At 66.6% G+C, this 15,224-nt stretch carries 17 protein-coding genes; 12 read left to right on the top strand and 5 right to left on the bottom strand.

Features of this window, described 5'->3' with window-relative positions:
- Positions 1-26: 26 nt before the first annotated feature.
- Complete coding sequence (gene ilvA, locus M3N53_04800; protein MDP9067656.1) at positions 27-1,247, top strand: threonine ammonia-lyase; 1,221 nt, start codon at positions 27-29, stop codon at positions 1,245-1,247.
- On the opposite strand, the gene M3N53_04795 is transcribed toward ilvA, so the two are convergent.
- Complete coding sequence (locus M3N53_04795; GenBank protein MDP9067655.1) at positions 1,226-1,717, bottom strand: hypothetical protein; 492 nt, start codon at positions 1,715-1,717, stop codon at positions 1,226-1,228. The genes ilvA and M3N53_04795 overlap by 22 nt on opposite strands.
- A gap of 20 nt (positions 1,718-1,737) precedes the next feature.
- Here M3N53_04795 and mca point away from each other — a divergent pair, with 20 nt between their 5' ends.
- Positions 1,738-2,598 carry a mycothiol conjugate amidase Mca gene (gene mca, locus M3N53_04790; protein MDP9067654.1) on the top strand — a complete coding sequence of 287 codons (861 nt, stop codon included), beginning with the start codon at positions 1,738-1,740 and terminating at the stop codon, positions 2,596-2,598.
- Here the strand turns inward: mca and M3N53_04785 are convergent.
- Positions 2,595-3,209, bottom strand: coding sequence for a hypothetical protein (locus M3N53_04785; protein MDP9067653.1), 615 nt, complete (start codon positions 3,207-3,209; stop codon positions 2,595-2,597). The genes mca and M3N53_04785 overlap by 4 nt on opposite strands.
- Positions 3,210-3,232: 23 nt before the next feature.
- Here M3N53_04785 and M3N53_04780 point away from each other — a divergent pair, with 23 nt between their 5' ends.
- Positions 3,233-4,597: a glycosyltransferase family 4 protein gene (locus M3N53_04780; protein ID MDP9067652.1), complete on the top strand. Its 1,365-nt coding sequence runs from the start codon at positions 3,233-3,235 to the stop codon at positions 4,595-4,597.
- On the opposite strand, the gene arfB is transcribed toward M3N53_04780, so the two are convergent.
- Complete coding sequence (arfB, locus tag M3N53_04775) at positions 4,594-5,022, bottom strand: aminoacyl-tRNA hydrolase (GenBank protein MDP9067651.1); 429 nt, start codon at positions 5,020-5,022, stop codon at positions 4,594-4,596. The genes M3N53_04780 and arfB overlap by 4 nt on opposite strands.
- 6 nt (positions 5,023-5,028) lie before the next feature.
- Complete coding sequence (locus M3N53_04770) at positions 5,029-7,020, bottom strand: thioredoxin domain-containing protein (protein ID MDP9067650.1); 1,992 nt, start codon at positions 7,018-7,020, stop codon at positions 5,029-5,031.
- 79 nt (positions 7,021-7,099) lie between these two features.
- On the opposite strand from M3N53_04770, the gene M3N53_04765 reads away from it, so the two are divergent.
- Positions 7,100-7,399 carry a hypothetical protein gene (locus M3N53_04765; protein ID MDP9067649.1) on the top strand — a complete coding sequence of 100 codons (300 nt, stop codon included), beginning with the start codon at positions 7,100-7,102 and terminating at the stop codon, positions 7,397-7,399.
- On the opposite strand, the gene M3N53_04760 is transcribed toward M3N53_04765, so the two are convergent.
- A complete protein-coding gene (locus tag M3N53_04760; protein MDP9067648.1) occupies positions 7,396-8,163 on the bottom strand; it encodes a zinc finger Ran-binding domain-containing protein in 768 nt (255 codons plus the stop codon). The two genes, M3N53_04765 and M3N53_04760, sit on opposite strands and share 4 nt — an antisense overlap.
- Positions 8,164-8,379: 216 nt before the next feature.
- On the opposite strand from M3N53_04760, the gene M3N53_04755 reads away from it, so the two are divergent.
- The 8 genes from M3N53_04755 to M3N53_04720 all read left to right on the top strand — a co-directional run bounded on the left by M3N53_04755 (position 8,380) and on the right by M3N53_04720 (position 15,217).
- Entirely contained in the window at positions 8,380-8,583 is a 204-nt protein-coding gene (locus M3N53_04755; protein ID MDP9067647.1) for a dodecin family protein, read from the top strand.
- A 22-nt stretch (positions 8,584-8,605) separates the two neighbouring features.
- Positions 8,606-9,883, top strand: coding sequence for an adenylosuccinate synthase (locus M3N53_04750; GenBank protein MDP9067646.1), 1,278 nt, complete (start codon positions 8,606-8,608; stop codon positions 9,881-9,883).
- Positions 9,884-9,893: 10 nt separating this feature from the next.
- Positions 9,894-11,177 carry a phosphoribosylamine--glycine ligase gene (purD, locus tag M3N53_04745; GenBank protein MDP9067645.1) on the top strand — a complete coding sequence of 428 codons (1,284 nt, stop codon included), beginning with the start codon at positions 9,894-9,896 and terminating at the stop codon, positions 11,175-11,177.
- A 2-nt stretch (positions 11,178-11,179) separates the two neighbouring features.
- The gene (gene purE / locus M3N53_04740; protein MDP9067644.1) at positions 11,180-11,644 is read left to right on the top strand and encodes a 5-(carboxyamino)imidazole ribonucleotide mutase; all 465 of its coding nucleotides are present in this window, start codon (positions 11,180-11,182) and stop codon (positions 11,642-11,644) included.
- A gap of 44 nt (positions 11,645-11,688) precedes the next feature.
- Positions 11,689-12,291: a TetR/AcrR family transcriptional regulator gene (locus tag M3N53_04735; protein MDP9067643.1), complete on the top strand. Its 603-nt coding sequence runs from the start codon at positions 11,689-11,691 to the stop codon at positions 12,289-12,291.
- Positions 12,288-13,586, top strand: a complete 1,299-nt coding sequence (gene purB / locus M3N53_04730; protein MDP9067642.1) for an adenylosuccinate lyase — start codon at positions 12,288-12,290, stop codon at positions 13,584-13,586. The genes M3N53_04735 and purB overlap by 4 nt, the downstream gene beginning before the upstream one ends.
- On the top strand, positions 13,587-14,468 hold the full coding sequence (locus tag M3N53_04725; GenBank protein MDP9067641.1) for a phosphoribosylaminoimidazolesuccinocarboxamide synthase: 882 nt from the start codon (positions 13,587-13,589) through the stop codon (positions 14,466-14,468).
- Positions 14,469-14,560: 92 nt separating this feature from the next.
- Positions 14,561-15,217 carry a hypothetical protein gene (locus tag M3N53_04720; GenBank protein MDP9067640.1) on the top strand — a complete coding sequence of 219 codons (657 nt, stop codon included), beginning with the start codon at positions 14,561-14,563 and terminating at the stop codon, positions 15,215-15,217.
- The last annotated feature ends 7 nt before the right edge of the window (positions 15,218-15,224 follow it).

Genomic DNA, 15,224 nt, shown 5'->3' with positions numbered 1-15,224 from the left:
GGTCGCGTACGTGGGACGATACCGAGGTGCGCACCTCTCAGGCCCTCGTGGAGCTGGCCGACATCGAAGATGCCCGGCGGCGCCTCCAGGGTGTGGCGGTTCAGACCCCGCTCGACCGCTCCAGGGCATTGTCCGGCCACGTCGGGGGCGCGGTCTTCATCAAGTGCGAGAACCTTCAGCGCACGGGGTCCTTCAAGATCCGTGGCGCCTACAACCGGATCAGCAGGCTCAGTGACGCAGAGCGAGCCGCCGGCGTCGTTGCCGCCTCCGCGGGGAACCACGCTCAAGGGGTAGCCCTCGCGGCCTCCCTCTCCGGTGCTCGGGCCACGGTTTTCATGCCCTCGGCCGCTTCGCTTCCGAAGGTGGACGCGACGCGCCGCTACGGGGCGGAGGTGGTGCTGACCGGCAAAGACTTCGGCGCCGCGTTCGCCGCGGCGGAGGAGCACTCACGACAGACGGGTGCGGTCTTCGTCCACCCGTTCGATCACCCCCACGTCATCGCGGGTCAGGGAACGATGGGGTGTGAGATCGCGGAGCAGCTGCCGGACGTGGCAACAGTCGTCGTTCCGATCGGCGGCGGCGGGTTGATGGCCGGGACCGCTGCAGCGCTCTCCGCGCTCAAGCCTTCGATCCGGATGATCGGTGTTCAGGCCGCGGGCGCGGCTGCTTTCCCCGCTTCTCTGGAGAGGGGCGAGCCGGTGTCGCTCGAGTCGATGTCCACCATCGCGGACGGCATCGCCGCCAACCGCCCGGGGGACCTCACACTGGCGCACATCGCTCGACAGGTGGACGAAGTCGTCACCGTCACCGACGAGGCGATCGCCGAGGCGCTCGTGTTCACCGTCGAGCGGATGAAGCTCGTGCTCGAGCCCGCGGGTGCAGCGGGTGTCGCGGCGGTGCTTCAGAACGCGGCGGCGTTGGAGCCTCCGGTCGCGGTCGTGCTCTCGGGCGGGAACATCGATCCCCTCCTGCTATTGAGCGTGATCCGCTTCGGGATGAGCGCAGCCGGGCGCTACTTCGCTTTCCACACCCGCATCGCGGATAGTCCGGGAGAGCTTGCCCGCTTGCTGGCGCTGATCGCGGAGCTCGGTGGCAATGTCGTGGGAGTCGAGCACCACCGCGAGGGCGTGGCGATGCATGTGGGAGAGGTGTCGGTCGCTCTCCAGCTCGAGACGAAGGGCTCCCCGCACATCGCTGAGCTGGTCGAGGGCCTCGAGAACGAGGGTTACCCCGTAGAGCGGCTCTGACTTCCCGACGGCGAGGCAGCGACCGCCGCGGCGGACGCGGCGAGCCCGATCAGACCAGCGGCCGCAACCAGCGTGAGCCCCAGTCCGGGGCGTGGCCCGCGCCCGATCGCCTCGAGAGACAGATGCAGCTCGTCGATCCCTCGATAGTCCGAGATGGAGATGCCACCGATGACGATGCATCCGAGGAACGCGAGCCACGCGTAGCGGGAGCGGCCCTTGATGACGATGAAGAACGCGCATACGAGAACCAGGCTGGCCGCACCGATGACGACCCACCCGTCACCGATCTCGATGCCGGAGAACGGCGGGAGGCGGTGTAGCTGGTCGGCGGGAACGTCCGGAGGTTGCGCCTCCACCGTCACCCAATCGAGCAGGGAGCCGATGATGGCGGCCGCCCCACATGCGAACAAAACGGACGCCGCGATCGCGCGCGCCTTCTCGAAGAAGTCGCCGGACTGAGCGCTAGACATGCGCCGGGTAGCCTACAAGCGTGTCGCAAGAACAACGTTGCTTGCTGGCGATCCACGCCCACCCCGACGATGAATCATCGAAGGGGTCCGGCACCATGGCGCGCTACGCACGCGAAGGCGTGCGCGTGGTGCTGGCGTGCGCAACTAGAGGTGAGGAAGGAGACATCCTCAATCCTCGTATGGACAAGCCCGGCATCAAGGAACGGATGCCCGAGCTGCGCGAAGCCGAGCTAGCGACTGCTTGCGACCTGCTCGGCGTAGAGAAGATCTATCACCTCGGCTATCGCGACTCCGGCATGCCGGGTTCGCCCGCGAACGACCACCCCGCGGCGTTCTGTAAGGCAGATCCTGCTGAGGCGATCGGGAAGCTGGTTCAGATCATCCGCACTGAGAAGCCTGAGGTGGTGTTGTCGTACGACGAATCTCGGGGGTACGAGCATCCCGACCACGTAAGGGTGCACGAGTGGGGAAGAGAGGCGTTCTTCGCGGCGGGCGATCCTGACAGGTTTCCGGAAGCAGGTCCCGCGTGGGCGCCGTCCAAGCTCTACTACTTCGCAACCTTCAGCAAGCAGAGGATGCAGATACTTTCCGATGCGGCGACCGCGGAGGGAATCGAGAGCCCGTACGCGGGGTGGCTGGAGAACTGGGATCAGATGGGGTTCGAGGATCCCGAGATCTCGACACAGGTGGATGTCGCCGACTACATCGAGCTGCGCTCGAAGGCGTTGTTGGCGCACGCGACTCAGATCGACCCGGACAGCTTCTGGTTCGCGATCCCCGACGAGATCCACCGGAAGGTCTACCCCTGGGAGGACTACACGCTGGTCGCGACCCACGTGGAAAGCGACCTTCCTGAAGACGATCTCTTCGCGGGCCTCTAGAAGAGATCGGGAAGCCGTTCCGCCGGGGCGGTACCCGCCGCGGCAAGTGCGTAAGTCAGGGCGACCAGGAAGAAGGGAGCGCCTGCCGAGTGCGCCGCCGCTTGAGTCAGCGGGATCGCTGCGAACGCGACGCTGTCCGGTAGCAGGTCGACCACGGTCATCCCGATCATCTGCACGAGCGCCCCGACCACTATCGCGATCAGCGATCCGCCGGCGACGGCAGCGCCTCTGCTGCCGGTGATGGTGCCGATAGCGATCTCGGCGGGTTGACGGATCGACCGCCATGCGCCGAGTGCGGTTGGAACTTCTCCCTGTCCGTCCTTCGAAAGAACGTCTCGGGAGACGCGCAGGAAAACCGGGATAGCGAGAACCTCGATCAGCGCGAGGATCCAGAACCAGATCGCCGCCTGCGCCAGAGCGGCGCGACCCACACCTCGCACCAGCCGGCTGGGCGGGAACGCGTTGATCGCAGGGTGCAGCTCCCGCAGCTCGAGCACGTCGTGGAAGACCAGGCCGTAGGCGAGGTGCAGTGGTGCGAGCGCGATGAAGACGACGAGGAAGAGCGTGGAGAAGTTGCGCATGGTCGCGCGCAGGGAGAGGTCCAGCAGCATCGGGCGAGTTTAGGTTCTGGCCGATGAAGATCCTGCTCTGGCACGGCTACCTCCTTACGGGATCGGGCTCGAACGTCTTCACCGCGAACCTCGCGCGCAGCTGGCGGCGGAGAGGTCACGACGTCTTGTTGATGTGCCAGGAGCGAGCGACGGAACAGTTCGACTTCGTGGACGAGGCCGGTGATCTCAGCGGTGACAACGCGTCGTTCCGGCTGCGATCGGCGGAGGGACCGGCCTCCGCGACCGGTCGATGCCGGCTCCTGCGTCCGGAGATCGGCGGGTTGCTGCCGGTCTACGTCTACGACGAATACGCGGGCTTCCAGGTGAAGCGTTTCGTGGATCTGTCGGACGATGAGCTATCCGATTACACCCAGCGCAACGTCGAAGCGATGATCAGCGCGATCCGGTGGTTCGAGCCGGACGCCATCATCACGGGCCACGAGGTCATGGGGCCCGAGATCGCCCGGAGAGCGTGCGCCGTCACGGGTGGCTCGTACCTCGCGAAGCTCCACGGCAGCGCCCTGGAGTACGCGGTGAAGAAGCAGCCTCGTTATGTGCAGCACGCGGCGACCGGGCTCGGTGCCGCTAGCCGCGTCGTCGGCGGGAGCCGCTACATGGTCGAAGAGGCGGCGGCTTTCGTTCCGGGTTGGAAAGAGCGTGCGGCGGTGGTGAATCCGGGATGCGACGTTGACGTCTTCCAGCCGCGCCGTCGTTCCACCAACACAGGGACCGTGGGCTATGTCGGCAAGCTCATCGCCTCTAAGGGCGTTCACCACCTGCTGGCCGCGCTTCCGCTCTGCCGCGAGGTTCATCGAACGGTCGTCGTTGGATACGGCGGGTTCGAGCCCGACCTGCGCAGCCTCGCGGCCGCGCTGCGAGCTGGTGATGTCGCGGCGATGCTGGCGGTGGCGCGGCGCGGAGAGGGCGTTCCGCTCAGCCATCTGGTGCGTTTCCTCGAAGCCGCTCCTCCTGGTTATGCCGAAGCGGCTCGGACCCTCCAGATCGAGTTCACCGGGCGGCTGGAACACCGGGAGCTGTCTCAGTTACTCCCGAGCTTCGACGCCCTCGCGGTTCCGTCCGTAGTGCCGGAAGCGTTCGGCATGGTCGCGGCGGAAGCGGCCGCGGCCGGCGTTCTGCCTATCGTTCCCGCTCACTCCGGGATAGGCGAAGCGGGGTCTGCGATCGAAGAAGCGATCGGGCGACCGGGGCTCCTGACGTTCGACCCTGCGATGCCAGTCGAGGGGCTGGCCGCGGCGATCGACCGCGTGCTGGGGATCCCCCTGCAACAGCGGCTCGCTCTAGAGGAGGCAGCGGTTCATCTGGCGCGGGCGAGGTGGTCGTGGGATCACGTGGCGGATGCCCTGGCCGAGCTAGCAGTAGCGCCCTAGAAGTCGTCCAGCCTGACCTTCCGTTTCTGCTTCACCTCGCTGCGCTGCTTCTTTTCGATGAGCCTCTTCTCCCGCGCAGCCTTGGTCGGTTTCGTCTCCACCCGCTTCTTCGGGGGGATCAGGGCGGCGCTCACCAGCGTCCGGAAGCGCTCGATCGCCTCGTTCCGGTTCTGCATCTGCGAGCGGTTCCGGTCGCTTGCCAGGCGCAGGTTCCCCGACGCGTCGACGCGGTGGCGCAGGCCATGGAGCAGGCGTTGGCGCTGGCGCGGCCCCAACACGGCGGACCTCGACACGTTCCAGATCAACTCCACCCGGGTCGACGCCTTGTTCGCATGCTGGCCTCCGGGGCCTCCGGACGTGGTGAAGCGGAACTCGATCTCCTGATCGGGCACCGTCAGCGACCGGTTGATCTTGATGCCGCTCATCGAGACTCAGGCAAGTTGCGCGGAGAGTGCTGCGGCGTCCGTGACCGGGGCCTTGCAGGCACCACGGTGGCAGACGTAGGCGGTAGCGCGACCGTCGACGAGGCCTTTACCCCGCACGATCGGCGGCTCATCGCGGCCCGGTTCGACGAGGAGGCGGATGCTGTTCGGCGTGTAGGTCGAGCGCACCACGTCCAGCAACGCGTCCGTCTCTCCCGAGCCCCGGCCGCCGACGAGGACGATCTCGACGGGATCGCCGGTGTAGAAGTCGACGGCACAAAGCACGTGCGCGAAGCCGAGCGGCGAACGTGTCATCGGCTGGTGCAGCAGCCGGAGGACGTCAACGGCCTTCTCTTCGTAAGAGGTCTCTCCGGTGAACAGCGCGAGCCGCTGTAGCTCGAGAGCTAGAACGGAGTTGGCCGCCGGGATCGCATTGTCCACGAGGTCCTTCGCCCGCGTCACGAGCTGTTCCGCGTCCGTGCCGGTGGTGAAGAAGCCTCCGGCCTCAGGGTCGTGGAACAACCGGATCGCCTCGTCCGCTGCCCACCGCGCTCTGTCGAGCCAGACGTCGTCGAACGTCGCCTCGTACAGCGACAGACAGCCCTCCAAGACGAACGCGTAGTCCTCGGAGAAGCCGAGGTGATTGACCACGCCTTGGCGGTAAGCTCGCATCAATCTTCCGTCTACGACCAAGGTGTCGAACACGAACCGCATGGCGCGCTCCGCCGCGGCGACCCACTCCGGTTCTCGGAGCGTCGTACCGGCTTCCGCGAGAGCGGACGCGGCAAGAGCGTTCCACGCGGTGAGGACCTTGTCGTCTGTGCCCGGGCGCACCCGCTGCGACCGGCGCTCCAGCAGAGCGGCGCGCGCCCTCTCGATCGCCTCGGCATCGGATGGATCGGACGCGTAGACGGGGATGTTCTTGCCCTCGAAGTTCCCGTCTTCTGTGACACCCCAATGCGCTATCGCAGCGTCCGCGTCGGCACCCGTGACCTGCTTCACCTCCGCAAGAGACCACACGTAGAACTTGCCTTCTTCTCCCTCCGAGTCCGCGTCCAGCGAAGACCAGAAGCCCCCTGCGGGATCGGTCATCTCGCTCAGCATCCAACTCGCGGTGGCGCGCGCCACCTCTGCATCGCGCGCGTTCCCGGAGATCTGCCACGAGCGTGCGTACGTCCGCAACAGCTGGGCGTTGTCGTAGAGCATCTTCTCGAAATGCGGTACTAGCCAGTAGCGGTCGACGGAGTAGCGGGCGAACCCGCCACCCAGTTGGTCGAACATCCCGCCGCCCGCCATCGCATCGAGCGTCCGCCGGACCATCCGCGCGGCGTCCTCCCGCCCGCGTCGGTTCAGACGCATCGCGAGGTCGAGCGTCATCGGCTGAGGGAACTTCGGAGCTCTGCCGAAGCCACCCCATTCCTCATCGAAGGAAGAGCGGAGACCGGCTAACGCGGCATCGAGGATCTGAGAGGTGATCAGCTCGGTGCTCGGGCGCAGCCGAGCCAGCGGATCCATCTGCTCGACGAGTTGTTTTCCCTGCAGCTCGACGTCCTGGCGCCGATCGCGCCACGCTTCAGCGACCGCATCCAGCAGCCGCGTGAACGAGGGCAGCCCGTGCCGGTCGTCGGGCGGGAAGTAAGTGCCTCCGTAGAACGGCTTTCCGTCTGGCGTCAGGAAGACGGTCATCGGCCATCCGCCTTGTCCGGTCATGGCCTGGACGGCATCCATGTAGATGGCATCGATGTCCGGACGCTCCTCCCGGTCCACCTTGACGCACACGAAGTGCTCGTTCATGACGACAGCCGTCGCCTCGTCCTCGAATGACTCTCGCTCCATCACGTGACACCAATGACAAGCGGCGTAGCCAACGGACAGGAGGATCGGCTTGTCCTCCCGCCGCGCCCGCTCGAGCGCCTCTTCACCCCACGGGTACCAGTCAACGGGGTTGTTCTGGTGTTGCAGCAGGTAAGGACTGGTTTCTTGCGCTAGGCGGTTGCTCATCGTGTCATCATCCCCGTTGCGCCGAAACGGAACCCTGGGTACGCGGTGGCATCTGCCGGGGACTCCTTACCATGGCGCTATGGCCGCGCTCGCTTACCTATTGCTTCCTGTCTCCGGTCTTGCGGCGTACCTCTTAGGGGCGGACGCCCGCACGCGCTTCCACGGACTGCAAGCGATCCTCATAGGGTTGCTGTGGCCGCTTGCGCTGTATGCGGCGTCGTCGATGTCAGCCGCGCTGACACGAGTGGTGTTCGTCGCGGGCGTGACGGTCTGGTTGTTGCTGATCGTGGTTGCGGCATCGGGCCGCGACATCACACTGCCCGCGGTTGGACGGTATCTAGAGCGGTTGTCCCGAGAAGATCCGCGCGGCGGCGGTTAGGGCCGAGCCGCGAAGCACATCCGGCAGGTTGCGGCGGTCGAGCCGTTCACCGCTCCGCAGGTGGCGCACTTCCAGAAAGACGCGGTCTGCTCCTCGACGGTCGCCATCGGCGAGGTTGCCGCCGTCGTCTGACTCACCTGTTGCGCTGCGGGCGCGGCCGCGGGCTGGCCCGGCATTGACGTGGCCGGAGCGGGCTCCCATTGCCCCGTCGTCTCGTCGTACAGCAGCAGCTCGTCACCTCGCCGGAACCACCAGCGACCCTCTCGCTGGAAGGGCTCCTCTTGCGGGTCGTCGGCGTGCGCCGCGAAGACGCTGCCCACCACCGGCTCCGCTGCAGCGGGCTGAGCAACGGGCTCTTGGTAAGAGGCTCCGGACGACGACGGCGTCTCGCCTAGCCCGTGGTGCTCGAGAACCGAGCGGATCGTCGCCGCGGCTCCGGTCGCGCTGGTCGACGCCGCCGGCTGGGTCGCGGTAGCCGGTTCGGCTACCGAGCCCGCGTCCCCTGCGGACGCCGCGGGCGCAGCCGTTCGGCCGGGCCCCTGCGCCGTGCCGCCGTACCCGAGCGGGTCGGAGTGGGCGGTGCTGCCGGTCGCGGCTGGCTCGGTCGTCGACAGCTGGCCCGTTCCACGGCCCATCTGCGCGGAGCTTGCCAGCTCCTCCAGCGCACGCCGGATCGCGACGAGCGTGATCAGCAGCGCGATGAGCACGATGACGGCTAGGGCCACGAGGCCCAGGATCATGCCTTGCACGAGGCCGGTGTCCATCTGTATCCCCTCAATGGGTTTACCAGCAACAACGATGTACAGCTGTAACGCATCTTGCGCCGAAAGGGTACATCGGCGCCCCTGTCACGCTTGTTTAGCCCGTAGCTCCCGGTATCTCGTCCCGGAAGCCGCTCGTGTCCACGGGGTGCTAAGTAGAATCGCCGCGCTCGGAGATGCCTCTCCACGAGACGAGAACCCCCTGAAGGAGGACTGCTGGTGGCGGTGATCAAGACGATCGACCTCGTCGGAGTGTCGTCGGAATCGTGGAAGGACGCCGCGACCCAGGCTTTGACCGAGGCGTCCCGGACCATCCGCGGCATCACCCAAATGGAGGTCCTCGACACGTCTTGCACCGTCGCCGACGGCCGGATCAACGAATACCTCACCCACGTGCGGATCAAGTTCCGGATCGAGCGCTAGTGCGGGGGAAGCGCGGCTTGCCGTGCCGGGGGTAGCCCTCGTCGGCACCCAGTGGGGTGACGAAGGCAAGGGGAAGGTCACGGACCTCCTCGCCAAGCGGACGGACCTCGTGGTGCGCTACCAGGGCGGGAACAACGCCGGCCACACGATCGTCGTCGAGGGAGAGCGCTACGCGCTTCATCTGGTTCCGACCGGGATCCTCTACGAGCACTGCATCCCCATCATCGGGCCGGGCGTCGTCGTCGACCCGCAGGTACTGCTGGACGAGCTGGACACGCTGTCGGAGCGCGGCATCGATACCGGCAGGCTCCTCGTCTCCGGCAACGCGCACCTGATCATGCCGTACCACCTGGAGTTGGATCGGGTGACGGAGCGACGACTCGGCAAGAACCGGCTGGGGACGACGAAGCGCGGGATCGGGCCTGCGTACGCGGATAAGGCAACGCGGGTCGGGCTAAGGGTGCAAGACCTGCTGGACCCCAAGATCTTCACCGCGAAGCTCGAGGTCGCACTCAAGGAGAAGAACCTGATCCTGGCGCGGGTATACGGGCGGCTGCCGCTGGACGCGAAGCAGATAGAGGAGCAGTACCTCTTTTATGCGCAGCGTCTGGCGCCCCACATCGCGGATACGGATCCAATCATCCAGCGTGCGCTGGATGACGGCAAGACGGTGATGTTCGAAGGCGCGCAGGCAACCCTTCTCGACCTCGATCACGGCACGTATCCATTCGTGACGTCGTCTAACCCGATAGCGGGAGGGGCGTGCGCGGGAGCGGGCGTGGGCCCCCGCGACATCACGCGCATCATCGGCATCTCGAAGGCGTACTGCACGCGCGTGGGATCGGGACCCTTCCCGTCCGAAGCAGACCCCGCCGACGCCGACATATTGGTGGAGGCAGGGGGGGAGTACGGAACCACCACCGGCCGTAAGAGGCGCTGCGGCTGGTTCGATGCGGTTGCCGGTCGCTACGCGGCGCGGCTCAACACGCTGACGGAGCTGGTGGTAACCAAACTCGACGTCCTCTCGCAGTTCTCCGAGATCAAGGTATGTGTTGCATACGAATACGAGGGCGCACGTTACGAGCACTTCCCACCCAACCAGACGATCTTCAACAAGTGCCGGCCGATCTACGAGACGTTTCCCGGGTGGTCGAGGGACATCACTGCGGCGCGCCGCGTGGACGATCTGCCCAAGGAGGCGCGCGGATATATAGAGGAGATCGAGCGTCTCGTCGGTGTGCACGCGTCCTGGGTCTCGGTCGGCCCCGGCAGGGATGAGATCGTCCAGATGGCCGGGTGAGTCGTACGTCGTGAAGGTACTGGTCCTTGGGTCGGGCGGGCGCGAACACGCCCTCGCCTGGGCCTTGTCTCGCTCGAGCAGCGTCGGAGAGGTCATATGCGCTCCCGGAAACCCCGGGATGGCCACGCTCGGCGAAACCGTCGCGTGCGCGATCGACGACCCCCTCGACGTCGTACGTCTGACCCGCGACACGCGTCCCGACCTCGTTGTCGTGGGACCCGAGTTGCCGCTCGTGAACGGCCTAGCCGACCACCTGCGGGAGGAACGCGTCGCGGTCTTCGGACCCTCGAGGGCGGCGGCGCGGATAGAGGGTTCGAAGACGTATGCGAAGGCGCTCATGGAGCGAGCACAGATACCGACGGCCGCGTGGCGCGAGTTCGGCGAGCCCGAAGACGCCATCCGATACCTCGATGAGCTGGGACCCCCGTACGTCATCAAGGCGGACGGCTTGGCCGCGGGCAAGGGGGTCGTGGTCACAGCAGAGCGCGACGAGGCGGTGCGTGCGGTGAACGAACGCCTCGTCGAACGCAGGTTCGGCGCCGCGGGGGCAACGATCGTGATCGAGGAGTTCCTCGACGGCGAGGAGGCCTCTTTGATCGCGTTCAGCGACGGCACCCGCGTCCTCGCCTGCGAACCGGCGCAGGATTACAAGCGGGCGCTCGACGGAGACGCCGGTCCGAACACCGGCGGCATGGGGTCGTACAGTCCTGTTCCCGCGTGTCCGGCGGACCTCGCGCAACAGATCGTGACCGAAGTGATGGAGCCCATGATCAAGCAGTCGGCGGCGGAGGGAGCTCCATTCGTCGGAGCGCTGTACGCGGGGGTCGCGCTTACGAGCAAAGGACCGAAGGTGGTCGAGTTCAATGCGCGGTTCGGCGATCCCGAAACGCAGGCGCTGTTGCCTCGCCTGCGGTCGGATCTCGGGGAGGTAGCTCTTGCGGCGGCGGCCGGTGAGCTGGACGGCACAGCACTCGAGTGGTCGCGCGAGGCCTGCGTTTGCCTCGTGCTCGCCTCTAGCGGCTATCCGGGCGCCTACGAGATGGGCTACGAGATCACCGGCCTCGACCGAGCTGGAGTTATGGAGAACGTCCTCGTATTCCACTCCGGCACGCAGGCGGCGGGGGATCGCGTCGTGACGAGCGGGGGCCGGGTTCTGGCGGTTTCCGCGATTGGGGCCTCGTTCGCGGTAGCGCGGCGGCGCGCATACGCGGCGGCCGAGGTCATCGAGTTCCAGGGAAAGCATGTGCGCGGCGACATAGCGCTGCGCGCCGAACAAAGTGAGGAGGCTCTCTAGAAATGGAACCGCTGGTTGGCATCGTCATGGGAAGCGACTCCGATCGTGCTGTCATGGACAAGGCACACGCAGTGCTCGACCGTTTCGGCGTCTCCTACGAGAGCGAGGTCATGTCCGCCCATCGCAAACCCGCGCGGGTGAGCGAGTACGCCGCAACCGCGGAGGGACGCGGCCTGCGCGTGTTGATCGCCGGTGCCGGCCTCGCCGCTCACCTCCCCGGGGTCGTGGCTGCGCACACCCCGCTGCCCGTCATCGGCGTGCCTCTGTATCAGGAGGGACTTGCCGGCGCCGACGCGCTCTACTCCTGCGTCCAGATGCCGCCCGGCGTCCCGGTGGCGACGGTGGCCATCGGCGGCTCGAAGAACGCCGCGGTGCTGGCGGTCCAGATCCTGGCGACCGGCGACGATGACCTGCGGGCGAAGCTCCGCGACTACAAGCGCGAGCTATCCGAGGGCCTAAAGCTGTAAGCGAAATCCGTCTCTAGAACCGTTTGCGAGGCTAGCCTCATTTTGTGGCGCGACCCCCGAAGTACTCGAGCGAGCAGATCCTCGACGCGGTCGTCGAGGTCCTCCGCCGCCGCAGCCCCGCCGAGGTCACGATCGCCATGGTGGCTGACGTCCTGGGGGCGCCGAGCGGCTCGATCTACCACCGGTTCCCCTCCCGCGACGCGCTCCTCGCGGCGGCGTGGTTGAGGATCGGCGAGCGCTTCCAGGGCGAGCTCGCGGGCGCCCTCGGCGGGCCGGACCCGGCCACTGCCGCCATCGCGGCCGTGAGCCTGATGCTTGACTGGGCCCGCAGGCGCCCGGCCGAGGCCACCTTCTTCCTCCTCCACACCCGCAGCGCCTTCACCACCACGGAGTGGCCGCCGGTCCTGGCGCGCCGGGCCGTCCGGCTCGCGAACGACATCACGGATGCCCTGGCGAGGTATGCGGCTCGGGTCCCCGGCGTCTCCCTCGCCCGCGCTCGGTTCGCTCTGATGGATGTCCCACAGGCGGCTATCCGCCGTTCCGCCATCGCTGGATCCGCCCTTGACGACGAGATCCAGCACCTGGTCCTGGAGACCGTCGGGGGTCTGCTGGCGCCTACCGAACCGGTCACTAGGATGGCCTCGTGATCCCCCGTTACAGCCGCGAAGAGATGTCTCAGATCTTCTCGGAACGGGCGAAGTTCTCCCGCTGGCTCGAGATCGAGATCCTGGCGGTAGAGGCACGGGTTCGCCTCGGCGAGGTCGAGGTGGAGGACCTGACGCAGATAAAGGAGAAGGGCGCGTTCGATGTAGCGCGGATCGAGGAGATCGAGGCCACCCGCCACCACGACGTCGTTGCCTTTGTCGAGAACGTGAGAGAGAACGTCGGCGAGGCGGGCCGCCATATCCACTACGGCATGACGTCTTCCGACGTCTTGGACACCGCAACGGCGGTGGCTCTCCGCGACGCGGGAGACCTGTTGATCGAGGGCGTCGGACGGCTCACCCAGGCGGTTAGAAAGAAAGCGCTCGAGCACAAGACGACGCTGATGGCCGGGCGTACGCACGGGGTGCACGCCGAGCCCACGACCTTCGGCACAAAGCTGGCGGGCTGGGTCTTCGAGCTCGGCCGAGACCGCGAGCGGCTTCGGCGAGCGCGCGACGAGGTTGCCGTGGGCAAGATCTCCGGTGCGGTCGGGACGTACTCGCAGCTCGACCCCCAGGTGGAGAGCTACATCTGCGATCGGCTCGGGTTGGCCATAGAAGACGCCGCGACCCAGGTCGTCGCGCGGGACCGCCACGCGCAGTTCCTGGCCGCGATCGCGATCACGGGGGCGTCGCTCGAGCGTTTCGCGCAAGAGATCCGTCACCTCCAGCGCACAGAGGTGAGAGAGGTCGAGGAGCCTTTCGCCGAAGGCCAGAAGGGCTCGTCGGCCATGCCGCACAAGCGCAACCCGATCGTGACCGAACGCGTCACGGGGCTGGCGCGGCTCCTGCGCGCGTACGCGCAGACCGGCTTCGAGAATGTCGCGCTGTGGCACGAGCGCGACATCTCACACTCGTCGGTGGAACGTGTCACCTTCGCCGACTCTTGTCTGTTGCTCGACTACATGCTCGAGAAGATGCGGTGGGTGGTGGAAGGACTCGTCGTCTATCCCGAGAGGATGCTCGAGAACCTCAACGCCTCGTGGGGTCTGGTGCATTCACAGAGCGTGCTCACCACCTTGCTCGCGAAGGGAACGCTCCAGCGAGAGGAGGCGTATGCCTTGGTGCAGCGGAACGCGATGAAAGCGTGGGATGAGGGCCGTCCGTTGAAGGAGCTTTTGAAGTCCGACCCAGACGTCACACAGCATCTAGACCCAGATGAGATCGAACAGTGCTTCGACGAGTCTCGTTATGTGCGCAACGCAGAAACCATCTTCGAACGTATGGAGGCGCTTTAGATGACTACTACTCGGCACGTCGGTTCCGGCAAAGTGCGCGAGCTCTTCGCGGTGGGTGACGATCAGCTGCTCCTCGTAGCGTCCGACCGGATCAGCGCTTATGACGTCGTCTTGCCTCAGGACGTGCCTGACAAGGGCAAGGTGCTGACGGGGCTATCGCACCACTGGTTCCAGGTGACGAGCTCCATGTGCCCTAACCACCTGATCTCTGTACGGGAGCAGGACCTGCCGGACGTCGGCATAGACGATCTCGCCGGTCGCGCGACCCTGTGCCGCCGTGCCGAACCGTTGCCGATCGAGTTCGTCGTGAGGGGTTACCTCTCGGGCTCCGGCTGGAGCGACTACAAAAAGACGGGTGAGGTCTGCGGTCACCGGCTGCCGGAAGGCCTGCGCGAGTCGGACCGGCTGCCGCAGCCGATCCTCACCCCCGCGACGAAGGCAGTGACCGGCCACGACGAGAACATCACCGAGGCCCAGGCGGCCGAGGTCGCCGGCGCCGACATCTACGAGACGGCGAAGGGTTACGCGCTGGCGCTCTACGAGCAGGGTTCGGCTCTGGCGCTGGAGCGCGGCGTGATCATCGCCGACACCAAGTTCGAGTTCGGAGTGGTGGATGGAGAGGTCATCCTCATCGATGAGGTGTTGACGCCGGACTCCAGCCGCTTCTGGCCGCAGGACCTGTACGAGCCGGGGAAATCGCAGCCTTCGTTCGACAAGCAGTACGTCCGGGATTGGTTGAACGACAGCGGGTGGGATCGCACCCCGCCGCCGCCGGACCTGCCGGACGACGTCGTCCAGGCGACGCGCGCGAGGTACATCGAGGCGTACGAGAAGGTGAGCGGCCGTTCCTTCGAGGCTTGGTTGGCGGAGGTGGCGCGCTGAGTCAAAGCGACGCGACGCGGCGGGGCGCGATGACAGGGGGATCGCGAGCGCGGTCGAACGCATCGGCTCGGCTCGGCCTGACGCTTCGCTCGGTGTTGCTGTCCCCCCGCGACGGCTTTCGCGCTGCGCTCGCCAATGCCGAACGACGCCAGCGTGTAGGGCTGCGTCCTGCCGAAGGCGCAGCGCCCCTGGTGTTGGCGGCGATCGGCGGGGTGGCTACCGCCCTGTTGTGGCTGAAGGTGGGGGCCCTGATCGGCGCGCGCGAGGTCTGCAACCCTCAGTACCTCACCGGTTACATCGTTGCGACCGGCCTCCTCGGCGCGATCCTGGGCCTCGCGGGGCAGTCGGTGTGGGGCCGCATCGCGCCTCGCCTGCTCGGTTCGCTCCATGGTGAGCGGCCGGATCCTCACGAGCTCCGTCTGGTGTGGGGCGCCGCCGCATTCCCTCAGGTCTTCGCGCTCTTCTTGTTGCTCCCGCTCGATCTCCTGATCGTGGGTCAGGACACCTTCACAACGACCGAGCTCGTTGATCCGGTTTCGACCGCGTGGGCTGCGTTCTCCATCGCCCTCGGCGTCAGCGCCTTGGTCTGGTCGGTGTTCTTGTTGGTCCGCGGCGTCGAGTCGTCCTCCGGTCTCACCGGCATACGCGCGGTAGCGGGCGCGGGAACGGTGCTTCTATCTCTAGCGCTGGTTGTCGGCGTGCCGGCGGCCGCGACGCTTCTACGCGGGGGGGCGGGTTGTCCTACCTAGCTCAGGT

It is taken from the genome of Actinomycetota bacterium (genome assembly GCA_030776625.1).
In the GTDB taxonomy this organism is placed as follows: Bacteria; Actinomycetota; CADDZG01; order CADDZG01; family WHSQ01; genus MB1-2.
The sequence above is the reverse complement of the archived record's forward strand: the minus strand, read 5'-3'. Positions and strand labels throughout refer to the sequence as shown.